The organism is Mesorhizobium sp. NZP2298 (genome assembly GCF_013170825.1).
Taxonomy (GTDB): Bacteria; Pseudomonadota; Alphaproteobacteria; order Rhizobiales; family Rhizobiaceae; genus Mesorhizobium.
In genome coordinates, this window is sequence record NZ_CP033365.1 from 5635776 (window position 1) to 5658131 (window position 22356).

Genomic DNA, 22356 nt, shown 5'->3' on the forward strand with positions numbered 1-22356 from the left:
ACCCCTGAGCCTCGTCGGCCTGATAGTGCCGCATCTTGCCCGGCTCGCCGGCTTTTTCCCGCGCAAGCGTTCATCTCGCGGGCGCGATGCTTCTGGGGGCCTTGCTGATGATCGTCTCGGACTGGCTGTCGCGCATGGCGGGCTTTCCCCACGAACTGCCGGCTGGGCTGTTCGCCTCGCTGCTCGGCGGGCCGTATCTCGTCTACCTGCTGGCCAAGGGCGTGCCGCGCCAGAGTTGATAGACCTGTTGCAGCGTGCCTCCGAGGCAAGCCTGGGTCCCCGACAGCCGGCGCAAGACGTGGATCGAATTCTGCAGCAACCGGACGCAGACCTTGCCCATCGATCGAATCCGTCCGACATCTCATTCCAGCAGTGGAATCACCCCGCTTCGGTGATCTCATGAATGGAGCGCAATGATGGAACCAATCTGGGCCGTCGGCCTGATGACCGGCACCGTGCTTGACGGCAATATCGACGTCGCGCTGATCAAGACCGATGGCGAGCGGATCGACGATTTCGGCACCTATCGGCTGATGCCCTATCCCCAATCGATCCGCTCGCTGCTGGAAGAGACGCTGACGGCTGCACGGGCCTGGAATTTCGTCGGACCGGAACCGGCGATCTTCCGCAAGGCCGAGGAAGCGCTGACGCGTGCCCAGTCGGCAGCGGTGAAGGAATTGGTCGAGGGCTACGGCATGACGATGGCCGATATCGGTGTCGTCGGCTTCCACGGCCAGACCGTGCTGCATCGCGCGCCGCAGGTCGGACGGCTCGGCCAAACCCGGCAACTCGGCGACGGCGAGCTGATGCACGCCATTTTGGGCGCCAAGGTCGCCTATGATTTCCGTTCGGCCGACATGCGCGCCGGCGGGCAAGGCGCACCCCTGGCCGCGGCTTATCACACCGCGCTGATGCGCAGCGCCGGGGCGAGCGGCGAGGTGGCCGTGCTAAACCTCGGCGGCGTCGCCAACATCACCTGGTGGGATGGCGCAGACAATGTCGTCGCCTTCGACACCGGACCCGCCAATGCGCCGCTCAACGATTTCATCAAGTCGAAGGGGCTCGGGGAAATGGACCGCGACGGCGCACTTGGCCGGGCGGGCACGGTCGACGAAGCAAGGCTGGCCAAGCTGTTGCAGCATCCCTATCTCAGCAAGCCCTACCCCAAATCGCTGGACCGTTTCGACTTTGGCGCCGCGATGGCGGACGGCTTGAATGCAGAGGATGGTGCCGCCCTGCTCACCGCCTTCACCGCCGGCGCCGTCGGCAAGGCGCTCGACCTCTTGCCACACCGGCCGAAAAAGCTGGTGGTCAGCGGTGGCGGCCGCCACAACCCGACGATGATGGCAATGCTCGCCAGCCGAGCCGGTGTCGAGGTGGTGCAGGCCGAAAGCCTCGGCTGGAGCGGCGATGCGGTGGAGGCCGAGTGTTTTGCCTTCCTCGCCGTGCGCGTGCTGCGCGGCCTGCCGATCAGTTTCCCGAGCACCACGGGTGCGCCGCGGCCGATGCGCGGCGGAAAGCTTGCCGGTTAAACCAGTTTCTTCTGCAGGAAGATGCGGCTGCGGCCGACCGGAAAATCGGCCAGCGCGCCGAAGGGTTGATAGCCCTGGCGCTGATAGACCTTGTCGGCGTTCGGATTGAAGGTGTCGATCAACGCGCCATGGCAGCCGCGCGCCGCGGCTTCCTGCTCGGCAGCATCCAGCATCTTGCCGGCCATGTGCTGGCCGCGCAGCCTTTCGTCGACCCACAGCCATTGCACGTAAAGCCAGCCCCAGGCTGTGTAGCCCGAAATGCCGGCGACAACCGCGCCATCTTCATCGCGTACGAACACAGCCAGCGCTTTCCTTTCGGATGCGCCGACATCGCCGTCGTTGAACGCCGTCAGGCGCTCGCCGAGAAAGGCCAGTTCTTCCGGCAAGGGGTTTGCCGTTGTTTCTAGGTTCGTCTTCATGGTTCTTTCCGGAAAGCTCGGCTGGATGGGAGTGGAGCGTTACGAGGCGCAAGACCCTGGCGCAATGTCTATGTCGGCTCTCGAACAGGTTGCGGATCTCCACCATTGCGGAATTCGGATGCGGCGATGCCGTAGCGCTTGAGCTTGTCGTAGAATGTCTTGCGCGGCACGCCGAGCGCGTCGATGGCCCCGCGCACATCGCCGCCATGGTCGCGCAGCGCGTCGCGGATGAGCTGTGCCTCATATTGCCCGACCCGCTCCGGCAACGCCGCCGAGGGTTCCGGCAGCCGCACGGTCGCCTCGGCTTCGTCGTCCGGGCCGAGACCGAGCGCCACCCGGTCGGCAAAATGGGCAAGCTCGCGCACATTACCCGGCCAATCATGCGACTGGAGATGATCGCTCACCGCGACGTTCACCTTTGCGACCGGCCGGCCGAAGCGCTCCGCCGCCTTGCCGAGGAAATGCCCGAACAGCATCGGGATATCGCCGCGCCGCTCACGCAGCGGCGGAATGCGCAGCGTCACCACGTTGAGGCGGAAATAGAGGTCCTCGCGGAAATCGCCGCGCTGGTCGGGCCGGCCGAGATCGACCTTGGTCGCCGCCACGACCCTGAGATCGAGGCGCCTGGTCTCGTTCGAGCCAAGCGGCGTGAGGCTGCGCGTCTCCAGGACCCGCAGCAGCTTGACCTGCAGGGCCGGCGGCATGGATTCGATCTCGTCGAGGAACAGCGTACCACCGCTGGAATGTTCAACGCGGCCGATCCGCCGCCGCTGCGCGCCGGTGAACGCGCCGGCCTCGTGGCCGAACAGCTCGCTTTCGATGACGGTCTCGGGCAGAGCACCGCAGTTCAACGCCACGAAGGGTTTTGCCCGACGCCGGCCCCACCGGTGCAAGAGATCGGCCACCACTTCCTTGCCGGTTCCGGTCTCGCCTTCCACCAGCACATCGACATCCATGTCGGCGATCTGGCGCAAGGTCTCGCGCAGGCGGCGGATTGAGGGCGCTTCGCCGATCAGCGGCAGGCCGTCGGCAGCTTGGGCCGCGGCTTCACGCAGGCGCCGGTTCTCCATCACAAGCCGCCGCTTCTCGCTCGCCCGTTTCAGCGCCTCGACGAGACGATCGCCGGCATAGGGCTTTGGGATGAAATCATAGACGCCGTCTTTCAGTGCGGCCACGGCAAGATCGACATCGCCATGCCCGGTGACCAGGATCACGGGTATGTCCGCATCGATCGCCTTGATACGATCGAACAGCTGCAGGCCGTTCATGCCCGGCATGCGGATATCGCTGACGACGACGCCATCGAAGTCCCTGTGGACGACAGCAAGCGCTGCCTCGGCGGCGTCGCGCGCGACCACCGTGAAGCCGGCGAGTTCGAGCAATTGCATGGTGGCGTGCAGCAGGTCGGCATCGTCGTCGACGAGCGCCACGAGCCCTGATCCCTCGTTCATTCAATTCGCCTTAAATCAATGGTGAAGGATGCTCCGGCGGCGCTGTCGGGATCGAGCCGCAGCGTGCCGCCCAATTCCTGGGCGATCTCCTGCGAGATCACCAGCCCGAGGCCGAGGCCCTTCTCCTTGGTGGTCTGGAACGGCATGAACAGACTGCTGGCAGTTTCCGGCCCGAGGCCGGGACCGTTGTCGCGCACAGAGATCAGCACCCTGTCGTCGCGCTCGGCAAGGTCGATCTCAATGCGGGGATCGGGCTGGTCCTTCATGGCGTCGAGTGCGTTCTGCAACAGGTTGACCAGGATCTGCTCCAGCCGGATGCGGCTTGCCATCACCATCGGCGATGCATTGCCGCGTGGCTTGACGATGGTGACGCCGGAATCGCGGATGCGCCCGGACAGCAGCGACAGGGCGCCGTCGATCGCCTCGCGCACCGGCAGCGGCGAAGCGGCGACACCGGGGCGGCGGGCGAAAGTGCGCAAGGTGCTGGTGATGGCGCCAATGCGTTCGGTCATCGAGACGATCGAGGTCAGATTGCCGCTTGCCGGTTCTGTCCTGCCGCCTTCGAGAAAGCGGCCGGCATTCTCGGCATAGGTGCGAATCGCGGCGACCGGCTGGTTGATCTCATGCGCCACGCCCGCAGCAATCTGGCCGAGGATGGAAAGCCGGTTGGCCTGGGCGAGATCGTCGCGCAATCGGCGGACCTTGGCTTCGGCGCTCTCGCGCTCGGCGATTTCGCCGGCGAGTGCGGTGTTGGAGCGTGTCAGTTCGGCGGTTCGCGAGGATACCCGGCTTTCGAGCTCGGCATTCATGCGCGCCAGCGCCTCCTGCCGCAGCCGGCGTGTGCGGCGGCGCCTTGTGAGCACATAAGCAAGCAAGCCGGTCAGCAGGAGCCCAAGCAGCGTCGTCAGGCGCGCCGTGTTGGCGGCAGACGAGAGGGCGGCGTCCGCCGGCGTCAGCAGCCAGAGGCGCCAGCCGGGGACCGCACCGGGCAGATCCTGCACCACCTCGACGAATTGGCGCGGCTTTCCCGAACTCTCGATCGTCGCCAGGCCGTCGCCGGCGCCGCGCCGCATCGGCAGCGGTTCGAAGGCGGCATCGGCCAACTGCAGCTGCTCATGGGCAGCGGCGGCATCTTGGGCGGAGAGCGGCGCCAGCGCATGAAACCGCCATTCGGGCTGGCTGGTGGCCAGAACGACGCCGCGTTCATCGGTGACGAAAACGAGGAACCCGCTGGAGTGCCAATTGGCCTCGACACCGTCGAGTTCGACCTTCAACACCACGACGCCCAGCGGCTTGCCGTTGTCGTCGACGCGACTCGAAAGATAGAGACCCGGCCGGCCGCTGATCGTACCCAGGCCATACTGGCTGGCGGAGCCCTTCGCCATGGCCTCGTTGAAATAGTGACGAAAATTATAATCGATGCCGACAAAGCTGGCCGGCTCGCCGGCATTGCTGGCTGATATAGCGATGCCCGCCGTGTCGATGACGTAGATGGCGGAGGCCGAGGCATCGCCGGCGATCGCCTTGAGCTTGTCGTTGAGGGCCGCTTCCTGCATGGTCCCGGCCCGGCGCAGCGCCCCGCGCACGGCATCGTCGCGAGCCAGCACCAAGGGAACCAGGCGCTGCTTCTCGATTTCGCCTGTCAGCGTTCCCGCCGCCAGCGGCAGGGCGGCAAGTGCCGTGTCGCGCAGGTCACTGGTCGCCTGGCCGGTGGCGATGCGCCCCGCGATGGCGATCGCGCCGGCCAGGATCGCAAGGGCGATAAGGACGACAAGCCAGCGGCCATCGCGCAGCCGGCCAACCGCCTCGCGCAGCATTTCACAACCGGCTGCGGAGCCGCTATCGGTGCCTGTCTGCGGCGTCTGCCCTCTCCTTTCCTAGAGCCCGCCACTCTAATGCGAAATTCCGCCCAGGCAAACGCCTTCTGTGCGGAAATCCGCACACACCTCCGACGAAGGCAGCTGAAGAACGCCCCGAATCCCGGGATTCCGGGCTTTCCCCGATCTGGCACGGCGCTTGCAAAACTCCCTCCAGCGGCGGGCGACCGGAACGCCGCGATGGGAGAAGTCACGCAGGGCGGGTTCCGTCCATCCGGCCAGGGAGAGTTCGATGCACATCGCAGACCAATCGGGCGCGGCCGCCGCGCAGCGCAAGCCCCTCTATGCCCAACTCTACGTGCAGGTGCTGGTGGCGATCACCATCGGCATCCTGCTCGGCCATTACTATCCGTCGATCGGCGAGAGCATGAAGCCGCTCGGCGACGCCTTCATCAAGCTGGTCAAGATGATCATCGCCCCGGTCATCTTCCTGACGGTGGCGACCGGCATCGCCGGCATGAGCGACCTGCAGAAGGTCGGCCGCGTCGCCGGCAAGGCGATGCTCTACTTCCTCACCTTCTCGACGCTGGCGTTGATCATCGGCCTCATCGTGGCCAATGTCGTGCAGCCCGGCGCCGGCTTCAACATCGACCCCGCGACGCTCGACGCCTCGACCGTCAACACCTATGCCGCCAAGGCGCATGACCAGTCGGTCACCGGCTTCCTGATGAACATCATTCCCGGCACGATCGTCGGCGCCTTCGCCGATGGCGACATATTGCAGGTGCTGTTCTTCTCGGTGCTGTTCGGCATCGCGCTGGCGCTGGTCGGCGACAGGGGCGCGCCGGTGCTCAACTTCCTGCAGGCGCTGATGGCGCCGATGTTCAAGCTGGTCAGCGTTTTGATGAGGGCCGCCCCCATCGGCGCTTTCGGCGCCATGGCCTTCACCATCGGCAAATACGGCATCGGCTCTGTCATCAATCTCGCCATGCTGGTCGGCACATTCTACGCGACGTCGCTGCTGTTCGTGTTCGTCGTGCTGGGTGCGGTCTGCCGTTACAACGGGTTCTCCATACTGTCGCTGCTCCGCTACATCAAGGAAGAGCTGCTTTTGGTGCTGGGCACTTCCTCGTCGGAAGCCGCCCTCCCCTCGCTGATGGAGAAAATGGAGAAGGCCGGCGCCAAGCGCTCGGTGGTCGGCCTGGTCATCCCGACCGGCTATTCCTTCAACCTCGACGGCACCAACATCTACATGACGCTGGCGGCACTGTTCATCGCGCAGGCGACCAACATCCACCTGTCGATGGGCGACCAGATCCTGCTGTTGCTGGTTGCCATGCTGTCCTCGAAGGGTGCCGCAGGCATCACCGGCGCGGGCTTCATCACGCTCGCCGCGACGCTTTCGGTCGTCCCCTCCGTGCCGGTCGCCGGCATGGCGCTGATCCTCGGCGTCGACCGCTTCATGTCGGAGTGCCGGGCGCTGACCAACTTCATCGGCAACGCGGTCGCCACGCTGGTGGTGGCACGCTGGGAAGGCGAACTCGACGAGGCCAAGCTGGCGAGAGCCCTGGCTGGAACAGCCGACGACAGCCTGCCGGCGGACATCGTTCCCGCCGAGTGATCCACAGGAACGCTCGATAGCGAATGGCCGGAGGCATCAATGCCTCCGGCCATTTTCATGCCTCGAAGACGTCAGGCGGCGTGCGTTCTGCCAGTGGCGCCAGCGCCTTGCCGTCGGCGGCGAACAGATGACAATGGGACGGATCGACCTGCATCGCGATTGCGCGGTGCAGCGGGGTGGTGTCGGTGCCTTCGGTCTGCACGACAAGCCTGGCCGTCTCGCCGATATCGGCATGCAGGATGGTCAGGCCGCCGAGCCGTTCGGCCAGCACCGTCTCGCCCTTGAACTGGCCGGCATCGACGATGCGGATATGCTCCGGCCGGATGCCAAGCAACACTTCGCTGTCCGGACCAAGCTTTCCGGCCTCGACCGGAACGACCAGGCGGGGCCCGCCCGGCAGGGCAACCGCAACGCCATTCCCATCCGCCGACATGACCCGCACCGGCAGCATGTTCATCTTCGGTGAGCCGATGAAGCCGGCGACGAAGACATTGGCCGGGCGATTATAGAGATCGAGCGGAGAGCCGACTTGCTCGATCGTGCCGCCGTTGAGGACGACGATCTTGTCGGCCATGGTCATCGCCTCTGTCTGGTCGTGGGTGACATAGACGATGGTGGCTGCGAGCCGCTCGTGCAGTTGCATCAGTTCCAGCCGCATGTTGACGCGCAGTGCCGCATCAAGGTTCGACAGCGGCTCGTCGAACAGGAAGACTTTCGGCTGGCGCACGATGGCGCGACCGATGGCGACGCGCTGGCGCTGGCCGCCGGACAATTCCTTGGGCCGCCGGTCGAGCAGATGCGACAGCTGCAGCACGTCGGCCGCGGCCTTGACCTTGGCGTCTCGCTCGGCCACCGGCAGGCCGGCGATCTTCAGCGCGAAGCCCATGTTCTCCGCCACCGTCATATGCGGATAGAGCGCGTAGGACTGGAACACCATGGCAAGGCCGCGCTCGGACGGATCGACCTCGTTGATGCGCGCGCCATCGAGCATAAGCTCGCCCGCGGTGATCTTCTCCAGGCCCGCGATCATGCGCAGCAGCGTCGACTTCCCGCAGCCGGACGGGCCGACGAAGACGACGAATTCGCGGTCGCCGACGTCGAGGTCGACGCCCTTGATGACCTCGGCATTGCCGTAGGACTTGCGCACGCCCCGCAGCTTGAGCTCAGCCATTGAAGTCCCTCCTCTTGTCCGGGTAGGTGCTTGGACCGACAGGCATGCGGGCCGCCAACGCACCCAAATCATCAAACAGCACAAGGCTGGCGGCGCCGACCAGCCCGGCATGGCGGCCAAGCTGCGCCTGGACGACCGGCACGTCGCGATAGGCGCGCATGGCGCGCTGCCGGATGGTCGCCTCGATGACCGGATGCATCAGGTCGAGGCCATTGGCGATGCCGCCGCCGACGACCAGCACGTCGGGCGAGTAGAGATGCAAGAGATTGGTGAAGCCGACGCCCAGCCAGCGCGCCTCCTCCTCGAGCAGGGCCAAGGCGAGATCGTCCTGCAGCCGCGCGGCCTCGACCACGTGGCGGCCCGTGACCTCGCCGTTGGCCGAGAGGCGGCGCAGCGTCGAGCCGTCAAAGGCTGATGTCGCGGCGTTGGCGCGGCGGCCAAGTGCCGTGCCCGAGGCGATGGCCTCGAAGCAGCCGACGACGCCGCAGACGCAGCGCTCGCCCTCATTGGTGATGGTCATATGGCCGATCTCGGCGGCCAGCCCTCGGCGGCCATGGAGGATTCGTCCGTCGGCAACGACGCCGCCGCCAATGCCGGTCGAGACCGTGACGAAGACGAGCGAGCGGGCGCCATGGCCGGCACCGAAGCGCCATTCGCCAAGGGCCGCCGCGTTGGCGTCGTTCTCCAGCCGCACCGGCAGGCCGAGCCGGCGTTCAAGGATATCGGCCAGCGGCACATCCTGCCAGCCGGCAAGCGTTGGCGGCCCAACGGCAATGCCGGCCAGCGGATCGAGCGGTCCAGGCGCGCCGACGCCGACGCCGACAATGGCGAGCCCCGGCGCTTCGGCGTGAACCGTCGCTGCCAGTGCCTCGATCTGGCCGATCACCACATCGGGTCCGGCCTGCGCCTGCGTCGGCACGGCGGCAAAGGCCAGGATCTTGCCGTCACGGTCGACCAGGGCGGCCCGAAGCTCGGTGCCGCCAAGATCGATCGCAAGGGCGGCTTCAGTGCTCATGCCGCGACCTTCAGCCCATGCAGCCAGCCGATGCGGCCGGCCAGATCCTTGTCGCCAAAGGCGAGCGAACCGAGCACCACGGTCTCGGCGCCGGCGGCACGCAGCTGCGGCACGGTCTCGTGGCGGATGCCGCCATCGGCGGCGAGAACGACGGCAGCCTCGCGACCAGCCTCTCGCAGGATGGCGCGGGCAGCACCCAGCCTGTCGCAGGCTGTCTCCGACAGGCCCTGGCCCTTGACACCGATCGCGGTGCCCAGCAGCGTGACGAAGGCGACCTCCGAGACGAAAGGCTTTACCGCCTCGACCGCCGTCTCCAGCCTCAGCACGACGCCGGCTTCGGCGCCGAGCTCACGGGCCAGTCGAACGGCCCGCAATCCCGCTTCGCCGTTTTCGGCATGGACGCTGATCATGTCGGCGCCGGCCTCGATGAACTGGCGCGTCTGGGCTTCGACGATTGCCGCATCGACCATCAGATGGACGTGGATGGGTTTGGCCGTCAGGCCGGCGATGCGGGCGACGAGATCGGGGAAGAACAGGAAGGACGGGGCGAAGTGGCCGTCCGCCACATCGATGTGATGCAGATCGACATAGGGCTCGATGCGCTTCAAGTCGCTCTCGAAATTGGCGAGGTTGGCCGACCAGAGCGAGAATTCGGCGATCAAGCGATCGCGCGGCAATGCGGCGATGGCGGCCGGGCCTGACAGGGGCTTTGAAGTCATGATTGGTCCTGGTTGTTGAAATGTCTGTCGAGAAAGCCGCCGATGGCGGCGCGGATTTCGGCGAAATGGCGATCTTTGTCGGAGGCCTTTGGCGTGACCTCGGCGAAGACCGCATTGGGGATGGTCTGGGCGAGCTCACGGGCGGTGGCCAAGGGATGGACGAGGTCGATGCCGCTGCCGATGATGAGCGTGGGTATTGCGAGGCTGGCGGCTTGCGCCCGCGTCACGCCGGGCCCGTCATTGGCGATCGCCTGCATGACCTCGGCAAAGACATCAGCGTTTTCGCGCTGGAAGAAGCCGAGCAGCGAGGCGAGATTGTCCGGCGCCTCCGTGCGAAAATGGGCTGATGTCGCGGAGGACGCGAAGGCGTCTCGGGCCTCAGCCAGTGGAAGCCGGCGGATGAGTTCCGCCACTTCCGTGTAAGGGCGCATGTTTTGCGGCGCCGCGGCGAAGGCCCAGGCGGGACGCACCAGCACCAGCCCAAGCACGCGGTCCTGGTGGTAGGCGGCAAGCCGCAACGCGATCGCCGCCCCCATCGAGATGCCACCGGCGATGAAGCGGTCGAGCCCGGCCGCATCGGCGGCGGCCAACACGTCATCGGCGAACATCGCGATCGAGAATGGACGCTTGCTGCCGGCGCCAGAAGCGCCCTGCGCGCGGCATTCGACGGTGAGCCGGCGGCGCAACACGCTATCGGGAAAATTCTGCGCCACCTGCACTTCATCGCCACCAAGACCATGCTGGAAGACGACGGGAAGCCTGCCCTGCCCCGTGTCGAAGACATGAAGGGCGGCATCGTCGCGACGCATGACCGTCGGCGCGGCGCTCATCAGAGCAGCCCCCGCAGGAAGGCGGCGACATCAGGCGCCTCATCAGCGGACAGGCCGTGGGTGATGAGCGCCCGATCGAAGCCCACCGCTTTCAACCGCGCGACGAAATCAGGAAAGTCGACGATGCCTTGCCCCGCCGTGGCGAAGCAGCCGTCACCATGCCGATCCTTGGCATGCGCCATGGCGATGTTGCCGGCGGCCTCCTCGATCGCGTCCGCAACGATCGCACGCGCTTCGTCCGGCGTCGCGTGCTCGAACAGGTTCGCCGGATCGAGCACGATCTTGAGATGCCTGGAGCCCATGTCGGCGATCAGGCGCGTCGCATCCGTAGCGGAGGTGACAATATTGGCCTGCTCGGGCTCGATGCCGAGATCGACGCCGGCTTCTTCCGCCAACGCCAGCGCTTTCGCCATCTCGGCAGCCATGTCGGACCAGGCGGACGGTGTGGCATTGTCGGGATGATAAGCCCATTGATCGGCGCCATTGCGCGAGCCGGTGCAGAGCGTGACCAGTGGGATATCCAGGGCAGCCGCCGTCTCGATGACGACGGCAAGGCGCCGCAGGCCGTCGTCGCGCACCGCCTTGTCGGGATGCGCCATATTGTAGGTGCCCGACAGCGCGACGAGCGAAACGCCCGATAATTGCGCGGCAGCGCGGATGGAAGCGATGGCATTCGCTGGTACCGCATCCGGCATCGACGGCAGGCCGGCGCAGGCGAGGTTGAACTGCGTCGTCTCGTATCCGGCCTGCTTCACCGCAGCCAGCACAGCGGCCGGGTCGCTGCCCGCAAAAGTCTTGGCGAAGATGCCGAGACGCATCAGACCGAACCCGAAACCGACGCGAGCTCGACCCGCTCGCCGGATACAACCGAGCGGGCAATCGCCACCATGGCGCGGATCGAGGCGATGCCGTCCTCGACATTGGCGCCGCGCATCGGCGCGCCGTTCAGTACGGTATCGGCAAGACCTTCCAACTGGCGGCGGAAGAAATGGCCGTCGGCGCCGAGCGGTTTGCGCGAGGTCGCGTCCTTCTCATGGAAGATGTCGACCTCGCTGGCGCGGAAGTACCAGGGGTTGAATGTCTTAGCGATGACCGAGCCGTTCTCGCCATAAAGCTGAAACCCTTCGTGCCAGTCCATGCGTACGGCCACCGTAAGATCGAGATGGCCGAGCGCGCCGCTGGCGAATTCCGTCTCGACGAACCAGCAATAGGCGCCGAATCGTTCGTTGAGGCGGGCGCGCACGGCGGTGATCTCTCCGCACAGGAAGCGCGCGGTATCGACGAGATGCGAGCCGTGCGCCAGCATGAAGTACTGCCGCAAATCGGCCTTTGGATTGCCCGAAGGTTTCTTCGCCAGCTTGCTGGTGACGGGCAGCGGCTGAATGGCATCGGTGTTGGTGTAGCGATGGGTGGAATCGCAATACCAGGCCTTCAACGCCAGCACCTCGCCCATCTCGTCGCGGACGAAGTCGCGGGCCGCCTCCAGCGCCGGGTCGAAGCGCTTCATGTGACCGACCTGCAGCACCTTGCCGGAGCGTTTCACCGCTGCCGCGAGAGCCTCGCCTTCCTCGACGGAGGTGCCGATCGGCTTTTCGCAGAGAACATGCTTGCCGGCATCGAGCGCCTTGATGGACATCGGCACGTGATAGGCGTCAGACGTCGCCACGATCACCGCCTCCAGCTCGGGATCTCCGAGCATCGCGTCATAGTCGGCATACATCTTCCGCGGCTCGTAGGTGGCGCCCATGCGGGCGAGCAGGTCGGGCGCCGCGTCGCAGATGGCGTAGAGGTCGGCATTTCCGGCCTTCGCGCAGGACTGCAGATGCGCGAACTGCGCGATGGGGCCGCAGCCGAGCACACCGACCCTGAGGCGTCTGTCTTGTTTCTTGATCATCGTCTCGTTCTTCAGGCGCCGTAGCCGCGCATTGTCTGGCGGTTGGTCTTGACCGCGCCGGCGGGATCGGCGGCGGCCGTTTCGGATTCCTCTTCCAGCACCAGCCAGCCGTTGAAACGCGCCGCGGTGTTCGCGATCTCGATGACCGCCTGGGTGTCGCAGACGCCTTCGCCCAGCATCGCCCAGGTACCGTTGGCGTCGACGTCCTTCAAATGGATATAGCGGATGCGGTCGCGATAGGTGCTCAGCGTGTCGGCCATGTCCTTGTGGCCGCGCAACATGTGGCCGGTGTCCGGCACCCAGCCGACCAGCTCGGGGTCGAGCAAGGCAAAGATCTTGTCGTAATCGGTGCGATCGAACAGCAGCGTGTTGTGGTGCGAACTCGGATGCACCGCGACTTGGACACTGGCCTTGCGGCCAAGCTCGCCGGCCTTGTTGTAAACCTCGGCGGCGATGGCGAACTTGTCGTCGCGCGGCCCTTCGGACACCACGGTTGCCGACCCCATCGACACCAGCGCGCCGGGAAAGGCGGAAGCGAAATCGATCCAGCGCTGCGCCGCCTCGAGGTCGGCGCCGATCTCCTCCTTGAGAGTGAAACCGCTCTTCGAACCGAAGGCAAAGGAGACGAGCGTCAGGCCGGACGATTTCAGCGCGGCGGCGAACTCCGACGGCCGGCCAGCGTAGCGGCCGATCATGGTGTCGGTGATCTCGATACCGGCATAGCCGCCATCGGCGATCGCCTTCAACAGATCGTCGGGGCCGCCGGTCCAGGCTTTTCCGAGCATTTCCCAGGTGAAGGTCTGGCAGCCGACCTTGAGCTTCGTCTGTGTCATGTCGTTCATTCCTTGACGCCGCCCTGGGTCAATCCCTCGATGATGTGGCGCTGGAAGAACAGCACCAGAAGGATCAATGGCACGGTCACCACGGCGGAGGCCGCGGCGATGTCGCCCCAGGGGACATAATAGAGGTTGGTGAAGTTGGCGATGCCGACCGGGATCGTCTGCCGGTCGATGTTGGAGGTGAAGGCGAGCGCGAAGAGGAATTCGTTCCACGCGGTGATGAAGGCAAGCAGGCCTGTCGTCACCAGGCTCGGCAGCGACATCGGCAGGATGATGCGCCAGAGCAGGCCAGGGACGCTGACGCCGTCCATGCGCGCCGCCTCGTCGATCTCGCGCGGCAGCGTCTCGAAATAGCCGAACAGCACCCAGGTGACGAGCGGCAGGCCGAGCGCCAGGTAGGTGATGATCAGCGCCGTGTAGGTATCGAGGAGGCCGAGATTGGTGGCGACGAGGTAGAGCGGGCCGACCAGCGCGATCTGCGGGAACATCGACACCGACAGGATGACCATGAGGACACCGAAGCGGCCCTTGATGTTGAGCCGCGACAGCGCGAAGGCGGCCAGCGAGCCGACAAACAGGCACAGGAAGGTCGTTGCCAGCGAGACCACCAGCGAGTTCCAGACATAGCGGTGAAGCTGCTTCTCGAAAAAGGCGTTGTAATAATGCTCCAATGTGAAGGGATGCGGGATCAGCGACGGCGATCCCGAGGTCAGCATCTTGTCGAGCTGGAAGGAGGTCGAGAACTGCCAGAGGAAAGGGCCGCCCGACCAGATGAGGATCAGCAAGGCGCCGGCATAGATGGCGAAGCTCTGCAGCGGTGAGCGCGTCTCGTTCATTGCGCCCTCCTGATCTGGCGGACAAGGAAGACGACGAAGACCAGCGCGATGATGCCCTCGGTGATGAACATCGCCGTCGACACGGCCGAGCCGTAGCCGAACTGCAGCGTCGAGAAGAGTACCTTGTAGGATAGCGTCGATAGCGTTTCGGTGGAATCGGCGGGGCCACCGCCGGTCAAGACATAGACAAGGTCGAAGACGCGGAAGGCATCGAGCGCGCGGAACAGGCCGGCGATCAGCAAGGTCGGCATCAGGAGCGGCAAGCGGATATGCCAGAAGGTGATCCAGCCCTTGGCGCCGTCCATGCGCGCCGCCTCGATCAGCGAATTGGGCACCGTCTGCAGACCGGTCAGAAGCAGCAGCGCCATGAACGGCGTCGTCTTCCAGACATCGGCGATGATGATGGTGATCATCGCCGTGTCGGGCGAGCCGTACCAGTTGATGTTCTGGTCGATCAGCCCGGCATGCAGGAGGATGTAGTTGACGATGCCGTTTTGGCCGTCGAACAGCCAGCCGAACATCTTTGAGGTGACGACGGTAGGCATCGCCCAGGGCACCAGCATGGCCGCGCGGACAAGCCCTCGCCCCTTGAAGGCTTCGCACAGGATCAGAGCCATGCCTAGCCCGATCACCGTCTCCAGCACCGTCGAGGCGGCAGTGAACCACATCGTGTGCCACCAGGCGTTCCAGAACTGCGGGTCGCCCCACAGCTGCACATAGTTGGAAAAGCCGATGAAATCCTGATCCTGCGTGATCAGCGAGGTGTTGGTGAGCGAAAGATAGAGCCCGTTGACGATCGGGTAGAAAGAGACTGACGCCAGCGACACGAAGGCCGGCGTCAGCAGGATTAGGGCCCAGAAGGCGCCGGGGAGCGCCCTGCCAAGCCGCCGCGGCCGGCCAGCGCCTGAAATCGTGGCGGCCGCGGTCATGGTCAGGCGACGATCTTGTTGATCTGATCGGCGAGCGCGTCCATCTCGGCCTGCACCTTGCCGGAAACCAGCGCCTTGGAGATGCCGGACTGCAAGGCGAGCGTCACCTTGGCGTATTGCGGCGTGATCGGCCGCGCCGTGGCACCGGTGAACACTTTCTCCAAGCTCGCCATGAAGGGCTGTTCCTTCTTGATCTGCTCGTCCTGGAACAGTGCCGGACGTGTCGGCGCCAGGCCGAAGTTCAGCGCGATGCGATGCTGGGTCTCGGTCGACGACAGCCAGGTGAGCAGCTCGATCGCGGCCTCGCGCTGCTTGGAGTTGGCATTGACGCCAAGCTGGTAACCGCCAAGGCAGGCCGAGCTCTTGCCGCCGGGGAACGATGGCAGCGGTGCCACGCCAACCTTGTCGACGACCTGCGAAGCCTTGGCGTCCTGCGCGATCGGGTAGACATAGGACCAGTTGCGCATGAACATCGCCTTGCCCGAGGTGAAGGGCTGGCGCGATGGCTCCTCGTCCCAGGACAGCACGTCCTGCGGGCTGATCTTGGTGGTTGCGATGGTGTCGTGCAGGAACTGGATCGCCTCGACCGCACCCTTCTGGTTGATCAGCGACGACTTGCCGTCGGGCGCCAGGATCGCGCCATTGTTGGAGGTGATGATCTCGACGGCGTCGCAGACCAGGACCTCGGCCTGCTTGCCCTGCCAGAGATAGCCGAAGTCGACATCGCCGGCCTTTTGCGCCGCAGCGGCGATGGTGGCCATGTCGGCCCAGTTTTCCGGCACCTTGCCGCCGTGCTTTTCCAGCACATCCTTGCGGTAATAGAACATGCCCGAATCCATGAACCAGGGAAGGGCCGTGAGCTTGCCGCCATAGGTACAGGCGTTGAGGGTTCCGGTGAAGTAGGCGCTGCGCTTGTCGGCCGGGAAATACTCGTCCAATGGCAGCGCCCATCCGGCGGCGGCAAAGCCGGCGATCCAGATCACGTCCTGGCTAAAGACATCGGGCGTACCGTTGCGGCGGGCGAGTTGCTGCACCAGCCCCTGGTAGACTTCAGTCGAAGAACTCGGCGGCGGCAGCTCGATGTTCTTGACCAGGATGCGATCCTGCGATTCGTTGAAGGCCTTGATCAGGTCGCCGAAGGTCTCCTTGCCGAAGAAGGCCGCGCTGGCGAAGCTGATTTCGGCGCGCGACTGCGCACGGGCGCGGCCAATGCCGAGGGACGTCCCCGCCCCGAATGCCGCCGCGCCGAGCAGGCCGGCGGAACCGATGAGAAACTGGCGACGATCGGCGATCGTCACATGACCCACAGGCTTAGGTGCGGCGGTCGGCCGTTTTTTCATGTCTGTCATTTTCTCTTCTCCTCCTAGGGCTGGCAGCCTCCCGATGTCGCGCCAGCATTTCCGCATGTTCTATAAAAATTTTACGCGCGTCAATATTTAAAATGTTGTATAGCGTTTTTCGAAGGCGATCCATTGCCAGGGCAGTGGATTCGGCAAAGCATGACCATGTTGGGAGGACCGATCGAAAATGCAGGCAAAATCAAAGGCAAAGCTCGCAATCGGCGTTATCGGATGCGGTAACATCTCGATGACCTACCTGCGCAATGCCGCCCTTTTCGGCGGAATCGAGTTGCGTGCATGCGCCGATATCTCCGCCGATATGGCGGCGTTGCGGGCGAAGGAATATGGCATCGAGGCGCTTGGCGTCGATGCGCTGCTGGCCGATCCCGAGATCGATCTTGTGCTTAACCTGACCATTCCCGCCGCACATTTCGACATTTCGCTTTCCGCACTTTCGGCCGGAAAACACGTCTTCACCGAAAAGCCGCTGGCGACATCGGCCAGCGACGGGCGGCGGCTGGTGGCGGAAGCGGCCAAGCGGGGCGTCCTGCTCGGGTCGGCGCCCGATACATTCCTTGGCGCCGCCGGCCGTCGGGCGCGGCGCCTGATGGACGAGGGCGCCATCGGCCGCCCGGTCACCGGCACCGCCTTCATGATGGGGCGCGGCATGGAGCACTGGCATCCCAACCCGCAATTCTACTACCAGCCGGGCGGCGGCCCGGTGTTCGACATGGGGCCCTATTATCTGACCATGCTGGTCAATCTGCTTGGCCCGGTCGCGCGCGTCATGGCGATGGCGACGCGCGGCCAGGAGGAGCGCCTGATCACCGCGGAAGGACCGTTCAAGAACACCACCTTCAAGGTCGGCACGCCGACCAACGTGCTGTCGCTGCTTGAATTCCGCTCCGGCGCCACTGTTACCTTCGGTGCTTCATGGGACGTCTTCAAGCATTCCAACCATCCGATCGAACTGCATGGCACGGAAGGCTCGCTGCGCCTGCCCGATCCCGACACGTTTGGCGGCACCGTCTCGCTGTCCGAACGCGGCGCGGAGTGGAAGGAGTTCGCCAGCGAAAGCGAACTCTACGGCGCCCGCAACTGGCCCTATGCGGCACCTGACCGCGCCAATTACCGCATGCTCGGCGTCGCCGATCTCGTGCGCTCGCTAAAGACAGGCGCGACGCCCCGCGCCTCCGGCAATCTGGCGCTGCATGTGCTTGAGATCATGGAGGCGATCCTGCGCTCAGGCGAAACCAAAAGCTCGGTCGCCGTTGCCGGTGACGTCGTCCAGCCGGCGCTGCTGACCGAGGACGAGGCAAGCAGGCTGCTCGCATAGAGTCGGATGATTTCAGGTCGAATCGACCCGAAATCATCCGACTGTGAATCAGAGAGATAGAGCATGATGTCGTCCGAAAACCGCTTCACACTTTTCGGCATCATGCTCTAGGCACGGCCATGATGGAGATGGCGATGACGCTCGATCCTGATGCCTTGCGCGCCCTCGAAATCGGCCGTGCGGCCGGCGGCGAGCCGTTCGAGAACGGCAGCGTGGCGGCGGCGCGCGCCGCCTACAGCGCGTCCTTCCCGACGCAGCAGGGCGAGCACGAGCCGGTCGCGGCAACCTCGCAGCGGCAGATCGACGGGCCGAATGGCCCGGTCACGATCCGCGTCCATCGCGGCATCGGCGCACCGCGAACCCGGGCACGTGCCGTACTCTATCTGCATGGTGGTGGCTGGGTCATCGGCAATCTCTGCTCGCATGACAAGATCTGCCGCTGGCTGGCCAATCTGGCTAACGCCGTCATCGTCTGCCCCGATTATCGGCTGGCGCCGGAGCACAAGTTTCCCGCCGGGCTCGAGGATTGCACGGCAGCGCTTCGCTTCATGACGGAAAACGCCGGAGAGCTCGGCATCGACTCGGCGCGCATCACGGTCGCTGGTGACAGCGCCGGCGGCAACCTTGCCGCCGTTCTGGCGTTGCTCGCCCGGGACCGGCTGGCGCCGCCGCTTGCCGCTCAGATCCTGATCTATCCCAACACCGATGCGCGCCAGACGGCGGACAGCTACCGGCGTTTCGGCGATGGGTTCGGGCTCACGGCCGCCACCATGGCCTGGTTTCGCGACCATTATGTGCGAACGCCAGACGACATCACGGACTGGCGCGTCTCGCCGCTGCTTGCATCAAGCTTGGCTGGCGCTGCACCCGCGTTTGTCGCGATCGCCGGCCACGACATCCTTGCCGACGAAGGGACTGCTTATGCCGAACGCCTGCGCGTCGAAGGGGTGCCGCTGGTGCTGCGGCACTGGCCGGGTCAGATCCACGGCTTCGTCTCGATGGGGCGCCACATTCTGGCGGCGCGGCAAGCGGTGAGCGAGGCGGCGGCCTGGCTGCAGCCGCAGACGCGCACTCACGCCGACTGACGCATCACCAGCGTCGCGCCGAGCTTGACGTTGCGCGCCATCTCCTGTCCAGGGGAATCCGCCTCGTCCAGCAAGGCCAGCAGGATCTCGACGCTGCGGCCGGCCATGGCGGCAAAATCCTGCGCCATGGTGGTCAGAGCCGGACAGGTGTAGCGGCTGAGTGGATGATCGTCATGGGCGGCGACACGGAAATCGCAATCGGCCCGGCGGCCGATCTTCAGCCCGCGCGAAAAGGCGGCAGACATGACACCGAAGGCGAGACGGTCGTTCGCGCACAACAGTGTGCGGGCCGGCAGGCCGCCCTTCTCGAGCGTCCTCTCCATCCATTCATGACCGATGCGCTCGAAATCCCAGCTGTAGTCGCCCGCCGCCTTGAGGACGACGGGTTCCAGGCCGGCGGCCTGCATCGTTTCAATATAGCTCCGCAGGCGTTCGCCCGAATTGTGGTTGACGTGCGGAATGTCGACATAAACCGGCGGCTCGCCGGACCGGCAGAGATAGTCGACGATGGTCGACGTGCTCTGGTGGTTGTCGTTGCCGACGAAAGGCGTGTCACCCTCGATGTAGGTGTCGAAATAGACGATCGGAATATCCTCGCTCATCCGCTCGAAGACGCCGGGTTCGGAGACCAACCCCAGTGGAGCGACGATGGCGCCGGCGACTTTCAGCGACATCAGTGTTTTGACCGATTCCGCCTCCAGTTTCGGCGAACCGTGCGAGGAGATGACGATCGGCCAAAAACCCTCGTCGCGGCAGCGCAGTTCGATACGGCTGACCATTTCGGCATAGAACGGATCGGTGAGCGCCGGCACGACGATGCCGACATTGCGGGTGCGCTTGCGGTTGAGATTGCGCGCGAAAACATTCGGCTGATAATCCGATGAACGCAGTGCTGCCTCGATGCGCGCCCGGGTCGCCGGCTTCACGCTCGCTGGATCGTCGAAATATTTCGACAGGGTCGGCCGTGATACGCCGGACGCCCTGGCGAAATCATCCATCGTGCGGTGGGTCTTCTCCGCCATCGATATTTCCAGCCCCTTTGTCCCGCGCCCGCCGACAACTTTCCGGTCAGGCCAGAATCAGTCCTGCGACCGTTGCCGTTAGGCAGCATTGCTTGACCGAATTTGTTCAGTCAAATTTTCGCGTTTCCACTACAATGCAAAAGCATTGCGCACGTCAAATTATTTATTGACGCTCTGAAAACGACAACCTAGGCTTTGGGACCTGTACGGACGTGGAGAAGGCGCTCGGCAACCGGCCGCAGGGCAATCTGGGAATGGTGAGGACATGAAGAAACTGGTTTGCGCCGGCGAGATCCTGGTCGAGATCATGGCCGAGCGGATCGGTCAGAGTTTCCTTGCCCCCGGCCCTCTGGTCGGCCCGTTTCCCTCCGGCGCGCCGGCGATCTTCATCGACCAGGCGGCGCGACTCGGCCAGCCAGCGGGCCTGATCGCGGCCGTCGGCGATGACGATTTCGGCCATTTGAACATCGAGCGCCTGCGCGCCGACGGGGCCGACATCTCCGCCATCAAGGTCCACCGGGGTGCCGCCACGGGCACCGCCTTCGTCACCTATGAAACCGACGGCAGCCGGCACTTCGTCTACAACATCAAGCACAGTGCCGCCGGCCTGATCGAGATCGGTGCCGAGGCGCGCGCGCTGCTGGCCAGCGCCGACCATTTTCACGTCATGGGCACCTCGCTGTTCTCGCCCGAGGTGATCGAAGTGGCGCGCAACGGGATCGAAACGGTCAAGGCGCGTGGCGGCACTGTTTCCTTCGACCCCAACATCCGCAAGGAGATGCTCGATCTGCCGGGCCTGCGCGACGCGCTGCATTTCGTGCTGTCGAAGACCGATGTCTTTCTGCCAAGCGGACCGGAACTGTTCATCTTCGCCAAGGCGACCGACGAGGAGAGCGCGGCGCGAGAAATGCTGGATCGCGGTATCTCCACCGTGGTCGTCAAGAAAGGCGCGCAAGGCGCCGTTCATTACGACAAGACCGGACGAACCGCGGCGCCGGGCTTCGTCGTCAACGAAATCGACCCGACCGGCGCCGGCGACTGTTTTGCCGCGGCCTTCGTCTCCTTCTGGCTGCGCGCAGAAGCGCCCGAGAAGGCGCTGCGCATCGCCAATGGCTGCGGCGCGCTGGCGGTGACCAGGAAGGGGCCGATGGAGGGCATCGCCTCGCTTGCCGCCGTCGAAGCCTTCCTTGCGACCGCCAAGGCCGGAGCGCCTGTATGAGCCGGGCTACGGACAGGCTGGCGGCCGTAGCGGCGCGCCGGGCGACCGGCGAACGCTGCGGCATCACCTCGATCTGCTCGGCTCATCCGCTGGTGATCGAAGCGGCGCTGCGCCACGGCAAGGCGCGCGACGCCGATGTGCTGATCGAGGCCACCTGCAACCAGGTGAACCACGAGGGCGGCTATACCGGCATGACACCAGCGGATTTTCGCCGCTTCGTCGAGACGATCGCCGGCAAGGTCGGCTTTTCCCTCGACAGGCTGGTGCTCGGCGGCGATCATCTCGGCCCCAATCCGTGGAAACACCTGCCGGCGTCCGAGGCCATGGCGAGGGCCGCGCGCATGGTCGACGCCTATGCCGTGGCCGGCTTCACCAAGATCCACCTCGACGCCAGCATGGGCTGTGCCGGCGAAGGTGCCGCACCTTCCGACGCGACGATCGCAGCGCGCGCCGCCGAACTGGCGGAAGTGGCCGAGGCCGCGACCGAACGAACCGACGGCACCAAGCCGGTCTATGTCATCGGCACCGAAGTGCCGGTGCCGGGCGGCGCCCTGGAAGCAATGAACCATCTGGCGGTGACGACACCGGAGGCCGCGCGTCAAACCGTGCGCATCCACCGCGATGCCTTCAGCCGGCGAGGTCTCGACCAGGCCTTTTCGCGGGCGCTCGGTGTCGTCGTGCAGCCAGGCGTCGAATTCGGCAATGCCGAGGTGATCACCTATGAACCGGAACGCGCCCGTGTATTGGCCGGCACGTTGCGGGATCTACCGCAATTCGTCTTCGAGGCGCATTCGACCGACTACCAGCCGGTCTCGGCATTGACCGCGCTGGTCGACGACGGATTTGCCATCCTCAAGGTCGGGCCGTGGCTGACCTTCGCGCTGCGCGAGGCGCTCTACGGCTTGAGCCATATCGCCGAGGTTCTGGTTCCCGACCAGGCGCGCGAAAACCTGCCGACGGCGATGGAGCGCGTCATGCTGGCGGCGCCGAACAATTGGAAGAATTACTATCACGGCTCCGAGGCTGAACAACGGATCGAACGCCATTTCTCCTACAGCGACCGCATTCGCTATTACTGGCCGGCACCGGCAGCCCAGCAGGCTGTGGATGCGCTTATGCAGGCGCTCGGCGACCGCGACATCCCCCTACCCCTCATCAGCCAATATCTCGCCCATCTCGATGGCGCGGTGGCGAACCGGTCCGTGGCGCCAAAGGCCGCAGAATTGCTGATCGCCAGTGTGACCGAGGTTCTCGACACCTACGCCAGCGCAACCGGCTGAC

General features: G+C 65.1%; 21 protein-coding genes. 7 read left to right on the forward strand and 14 right to left on the reverse strand.

Annotation, left to right across the window (positions count from 1 at the left end):
- The first annotated feature begins 86 nt into the window (after positions 1 to 86).
- Together EB231_RS35245 and EB231_RS27280 are read left to right on the forward strand one after the other, a co-directional pair.
- Complete coding sequence (locus tag EB231_RS35245) at positions 87 to 239, forward strand: iron chelate uptake ABC transporter family permease subunit (RefSeq protein ID WP_246740727.1); 153 nt, start codon at positions 87 to 89, stop codon at positions 237 to 239.
- Between the two features lie 177 nt (positions 240 to 416).
- The gene (locus EB231_RS27280; RefSeq protein ID WP_172351536.1) at positions 417 to 1532 is read left to right on the forward strand and encodes an anhydro-N-acetylmuramic acid kinase; all 1116 of its coding nucleotides are present in this window, start codon (positions 417 to 419) and stop codon (positions 1530 to 1532) included.
- On the opposite strand, the gene EB231_RS27285 is transcribed toward EB231_RS27280, so the two are convergent.
- The 3 genes from EB231_RS27285 to EB231_RS27295 form a co-directional block, all read right to left on the reverse strand.
- Entirely contained in the window at positions 1529 to 1951 is a 423-nt protein-coding gene (locus EB231_RS27285; RefSeq protein WP_172351537.1) for a GNAT family N-acetyltransferase, read from the reverse strand. The two genes, EB231_RS27280 and EB231_RS27285, sit on opposite strands and share 4 nt — an antisense overlap.
- Before the next feature lie 68 nt (positions 1952 to 2019).
- Positions 2020 to 3402 (reverse strand): sigma-54-dependent transcriptional regulator, encoded by a 1383-nt coding sequence (locus EB231_RS27290; protein ID WP_172351538.1) that lies wholly within the window; start codon positions 3400 to 3402, stop codon positions 2020 to 2022.
- Entirely contained in the window at positions 3399 to 5219 is a 1821-nt protein-coding gene (locus tag EB231_RS27295; protein WP_172351539.1) for a sensor histidine kinase, read from the reverse strand. Before EB231_RS27295 ends, EB231_RS27290 begins: the two co-directional genes overlap by 4 nt.
- 292 nt (positions 5220 to 5511) lie before the next feature.
- Here EB231_RS27295 and EB231_RS27300 point away from each other — a divergent pair, with 292 nt between their 5' ends.
- Positions 5512 to 6840, forward strand: coding sequence for a dicarboxylate/amino acid:cation symporter (locus tag EB231_RS27300; RefSeq protein WP_172351540.1), 1329 nt, complete (start codon positions 5512 to 5514; stop codon positions 6838 to 6840).
- 55 nt (positions 6841 to 6895) lie between these two features.
- Here EB231_RS27300 and EB231_RS27305 read toward each other — a convergent pair whose 3' ends face one another.
- From EB231_RS27305 to EB231_RS27350, 10 genes are read right to left on the reverse strand one after another with little or no spacing between them, the layout of a single operon-like run.
- Positions 6896 to 8011, reverse strand: coding sequence for an ABC transporter ATP-binding protein (locus tag EB231_RS27305; protein WP_172351541.1), 1116 nt, complete (start codon positions 8009 to 8011; stop codon positions 6896 to 6898).
- Complete coding sequence (locus EB231_RS27310) at positions 8004 to 9026, reverse strand: ROK family protein (RefSeq protein ID WP_172351542.1); 1023 nt, start codon at positions 9024 to 9026, stop codon at positions 8004 to 8006. The genes EB231_RS27305 and EB231_RS27310 overlap by 8 nt, the downstream gene beginning before the upstream one ends.
- On the reverse strand, positions 9023 to 9745 hold the full coding sequence (locus tag EB231_RS27315; protein ID WP_172351543.1) for a ribulose-phosphate 3-epimerase: 723 nt from the start codon (positions 9743 to 9745) through the stop codon (positions 9023 to 9025). Before EB231_RS27315 ends, EB231_RS27310 begins: the two co-directional genes overlap by 4 nt.
- Positions 9742 to 10575 (reverse strand): alpha/beta fold hydrolase, encoded by an 834-nt coding sequence (locus EB231_RS27320; RefSeq protein ID WP_172351544.1) that lies wholly within the window; start codon positions 10573 to 10575, stop codon positions 9742 to 9744. The genes EB231_RS27315 and EB231_RS27320 overlap by 4 nt, the downstream gene beginning before the upstream one ends.
- Complete coding sequence (locus EB231_RS27325; RefSeq protein ID WP_172351545.1) at positions 10575 to 11393, reverse strand: sugar phosphate isomerase/epimerase family protein; 819 nt, start codon at positions 11391 to 11393, stop codon at positions 10575 to 10577. The genes EB231_RS27320 and EB231_RS27325 overlap by 1 nt, the downstream gene beginning before the upstream one ends.
- A complete protein-coding gene (locus EB231_RS27330; protein ID WP_172351546.1) occupies positions 11393 to 12469 on the reverse strand; it encodes a Gfo/Idh/MocA family protein in 1077 nt (358 codons plus the stop codon). The genes EB231_RS27325 and EB231_RS27330 overlap by 1 nt, the downstream gene beginning before the upstream one ends.
- 11 nt (positions 12470 to 12480) lie before the next feature.
- Positions 12481 to 13302, reverse strand: a complete 822-nt coding sequence (locus EB231_RS27335; RefSeq protein ID WP_172351547.1) for a sugar phosphate isomerase/epimerase family protein — start codon at positions 13300 to 13302, stop codon at positions 12481 to 12483.
- Between the two features lie 5 nt (positions 13303 to 13307).
- A complete protein-coding gene (locus EB231_RS27340) occupies positions 13308 to 14144 on the reverse strand; it encodes a carbohydrate ABC transporter permease (protein WP_056564514.1) in 837 nt (278 codons plus the stop codon).
- Complete coding sequence (locus EB231_RS27345; protein ID WP_172351548.1) at positions 14141 to 15073, reverse strand: carbohydrate ABC transporter permease; 933 nt, start codon at positions 15071 to 15073, stop codon at positions 14141 to 14143. The genes EB231_RS27340 and EB231_RS27345 overlap by 4 nt, the downstream gene beginning before the upstream one ends.
- A gap of 2 nt (positions 15074 to 15075) precedes the next feature.
- On the reverse strand, positions 15076 to 16422 hold the full coding sequence (locus tag EB231_RS27350) for an ABC transporter substrate-binding protein (RefSeq protein ID WP_140769269.1): 1347 nt from the start codon (positions 16420 to 16422) through the stop codon (positions 15076 to 15078).
- Positions 16423 to 16600: 178 nt separating this feature from the next.
- On the opposite strand from EB231_RS27350, the gene EB231_RS27355 reads away from it, so the two are divergent.
- Together EB231_RS27355 and EB231_RS27360 are read left to right on the forward strand one after the other, a co-directional pair.
- The gene (locus EB231_RS27355; RefSeq protein ID WP_172351549.1) at positions 16601 to 17749 is read left to right on the forward strand and encodes a Gfo/Idh/MocA family protein; all 1149 of its coding nucleotides are present in this window, start codon (positions 16601 to 16603) and stop codon (positions 17747 to 17749) included.
- Positions 17750 to 17883: 134 nt separating this feature from the next.
- On the forward strand, positions 17884 to 18834 hold the full coding sequence (locus EB231_RS27360) for an alpha/beta hydrolase (RefSeq protein WP_172351550.1): 951 nt from the start codon (positions 17884 to 17886) through the stop codon (positions 18832 to 18834).
- Here EB231_RS27360 and EB231_RS27365 read toward each other — a convergent pair.
- Positions 18822 to 19856, reverse strand: coding sequence for a LacI family DNA-binding transcriptional regulator (locus EB231_RS27365; protein ID WP_172351551.1), 1035 nt, complete (start codon positions 19854 to 19856; stop codon positions 18822 to 18824). The two genes, EB231_RS27360 and EB231_RS27365, sit on opposite strands and share 13 nt — an antisense overlap.
- Positions 19857 to 20121: 265 nt before the next feature.
- Here EB231_RS27365 and EB231_RS27370 point away from each other — a divergent pair, with 265 nt between their 5' ends.
- Both EB231_RS27370 and EB231_RS27375 read left to right on the forward strand, forming a co-directional pair.
- Positions 20122 to 21075, forward strand: a complete 954-nt coding sequence (locus EB231_RS27370; RefSeq protein ID WP_172351552.1) for a sugar kinase — start codon at positions 20122 to 20124, stop codon at positions 21073 to 21075.
- Positions 21072 to 22355, forward strand: a complete 1284-nt coding sequence (locus tag EB231_RS27375) for a D-tagatose-bisphosphate aldolase, class II, non-catalytic subunit (protein WP_172351553.1) — start codon at positions 21072 to 21074, stop codon at positions 22353 to 22355. The genes EB231_RS27370 and EB231_RS27375 overlap by 4 nt, the downstream gene beginning before the upstream one ends.
- The last annotated feature ends 1 nt before the right edge of the window (position 22356 follow it).

Coding starts and splice junctions, on each gene's coding strand:
- EB231_RS27350 (WP_140769269.1), bottom strand. CDS start 16,422: ATGACAGACATGAAAAAACGGCCGACCGCCGCACCTAAGCCTGTGGGT.
- EB231_RS27355 (WP_172351549.1), top strand. CDS start 16,601: ATGCAGGCAAAATCAAAGGCAAAGCTCGCAATCGGCGTTATCGGATGC.
- EB231_RS27295 (WP_172351539.1), bottom strand. CDS start 5,219: ATGCTGCGCGAGGCGGTTGGCCGGCTGCGCGATGGCCGCTGGCTTGTC.
- EB231_RS27290 (WP_172351538.1), bottom strand. CDS start 3,402: ATGAACGAGGGATCAGGGCTCGTGGCGCTCGTCGACGACGATGCCGAC.
- EB231_RS27305 (WP_172351541.1), bottom strand. CDS start 8,011: ATGGCTGAGCTCAAGCTGCGGGGCGTGCGCAAGTCCTACGGCAATGCC.
- EB231_RS27280 (WP_172351536.1), top strand. CDS start 417: ATGGAACCAATCTGGGCCGTCGGCCTGATGACCGGCACCGTGCTTGAC.
- EB231_RS35245 (WP_246740727.1), top strand. CDS start 87: ATGCTTCTGGGGGCCTTGCTGATGATCGTCTCGGACTGGCTGTCGCGC.
- EB231_RS27300 (WP_172351540.1), top strand. CDS start 5,512: ATGCACATCGCAGACCAATCGGGCGCGGCCGCCGCGCAGCGCAAGCCC.
- EB231_RS27325 (WP_172351545.1), bottom strand. CDS start 11,393: ATGCGTCTCGGCATCTTCGCCAAGACTTTTGCGGGCAGCGACCCGGCC.
- EB231_RS27345 (WP_172351548.1), bottom strand. CDS start 15,073: ATGACCGCGGCCGCCACGATTTCAGGCGCTGGCCGGCCGCGGCGGCTT.
- EB231_RS27315 (WP_172351543.1), bottom strand. CDS start 9,745: ATGACTTCAAAGCCCCTGTCAGGCCCGGCCGCCATCGCCGCATTGCCG.
- EB231_RS27285 (WP_172351537.1), bottom strand. CDS start 1,951: ATGAAGACGAACCTAGAAACAACGGCAAACCCCTTGCCGGAAGAACTG.
- EB231_RS27365 (WP_172351551.1), bottom strand. CDS start 19,856: ATGGCGGAGAAGACCCACCGCACGATGGATGATTTCGCCAGGGCGTCC.
- EB231_RS27370 (WP_172351552.1), top strand. CDS start 20,122: ATGAAGAAACTGGTTTGCGCCGGCGAGATCCTGGTCGAGATCATGGCC.
- EB231_RS27330 (WP_172351546.1), bottom strand. CDS start 12,469: ATGATCAAGAAACAAGACAGACGCCTCAGGGTCGGTGTGCTCGGCTGC.
- EB231_RS27335 (WP_172351547.1), bottom strand. CDS start 13,302: ATGACACAGACGAAGCTCAAGGTCGGCTGCCAGACCTTCACCTGGGAA.
- EB231_RS27360 (WP_172351550.1), top strand. CDS start 17,884: ATGACGCTCGATCCTGATGCCTTGCGCGCCCTCGAAATCGGCCGTGCG.
- EB231_RS27320 (WP_172351544.1), bottom strand. CDS start 10,575: ATGAGCGCCGCGCCGACGGTCATGCGTCGCGACGATGCCGCCCTTCAT.
- EB231_RS27310 (WP_172351542.1), bottom strand. CDS start 9,026: ATGAGCACTGAAGCCGCCCTTGCGATCGATCTTGGCGGCACCGAGCTT.
- EB231_RS27340 (WP_056564514.1), bottom strand. CDS start 14,144: ATGAACGAGACGCGCTCACCGCTGCAGAGCTTCGCCATCTATGCCGGC.
- EB231_RS27375 (WP_172351553.1), top strand. CDS start 21,072: ATGAGCCGGGCTACGGACAGGCTGGCGGCCGTAGCGGCGCGCCGGGCG.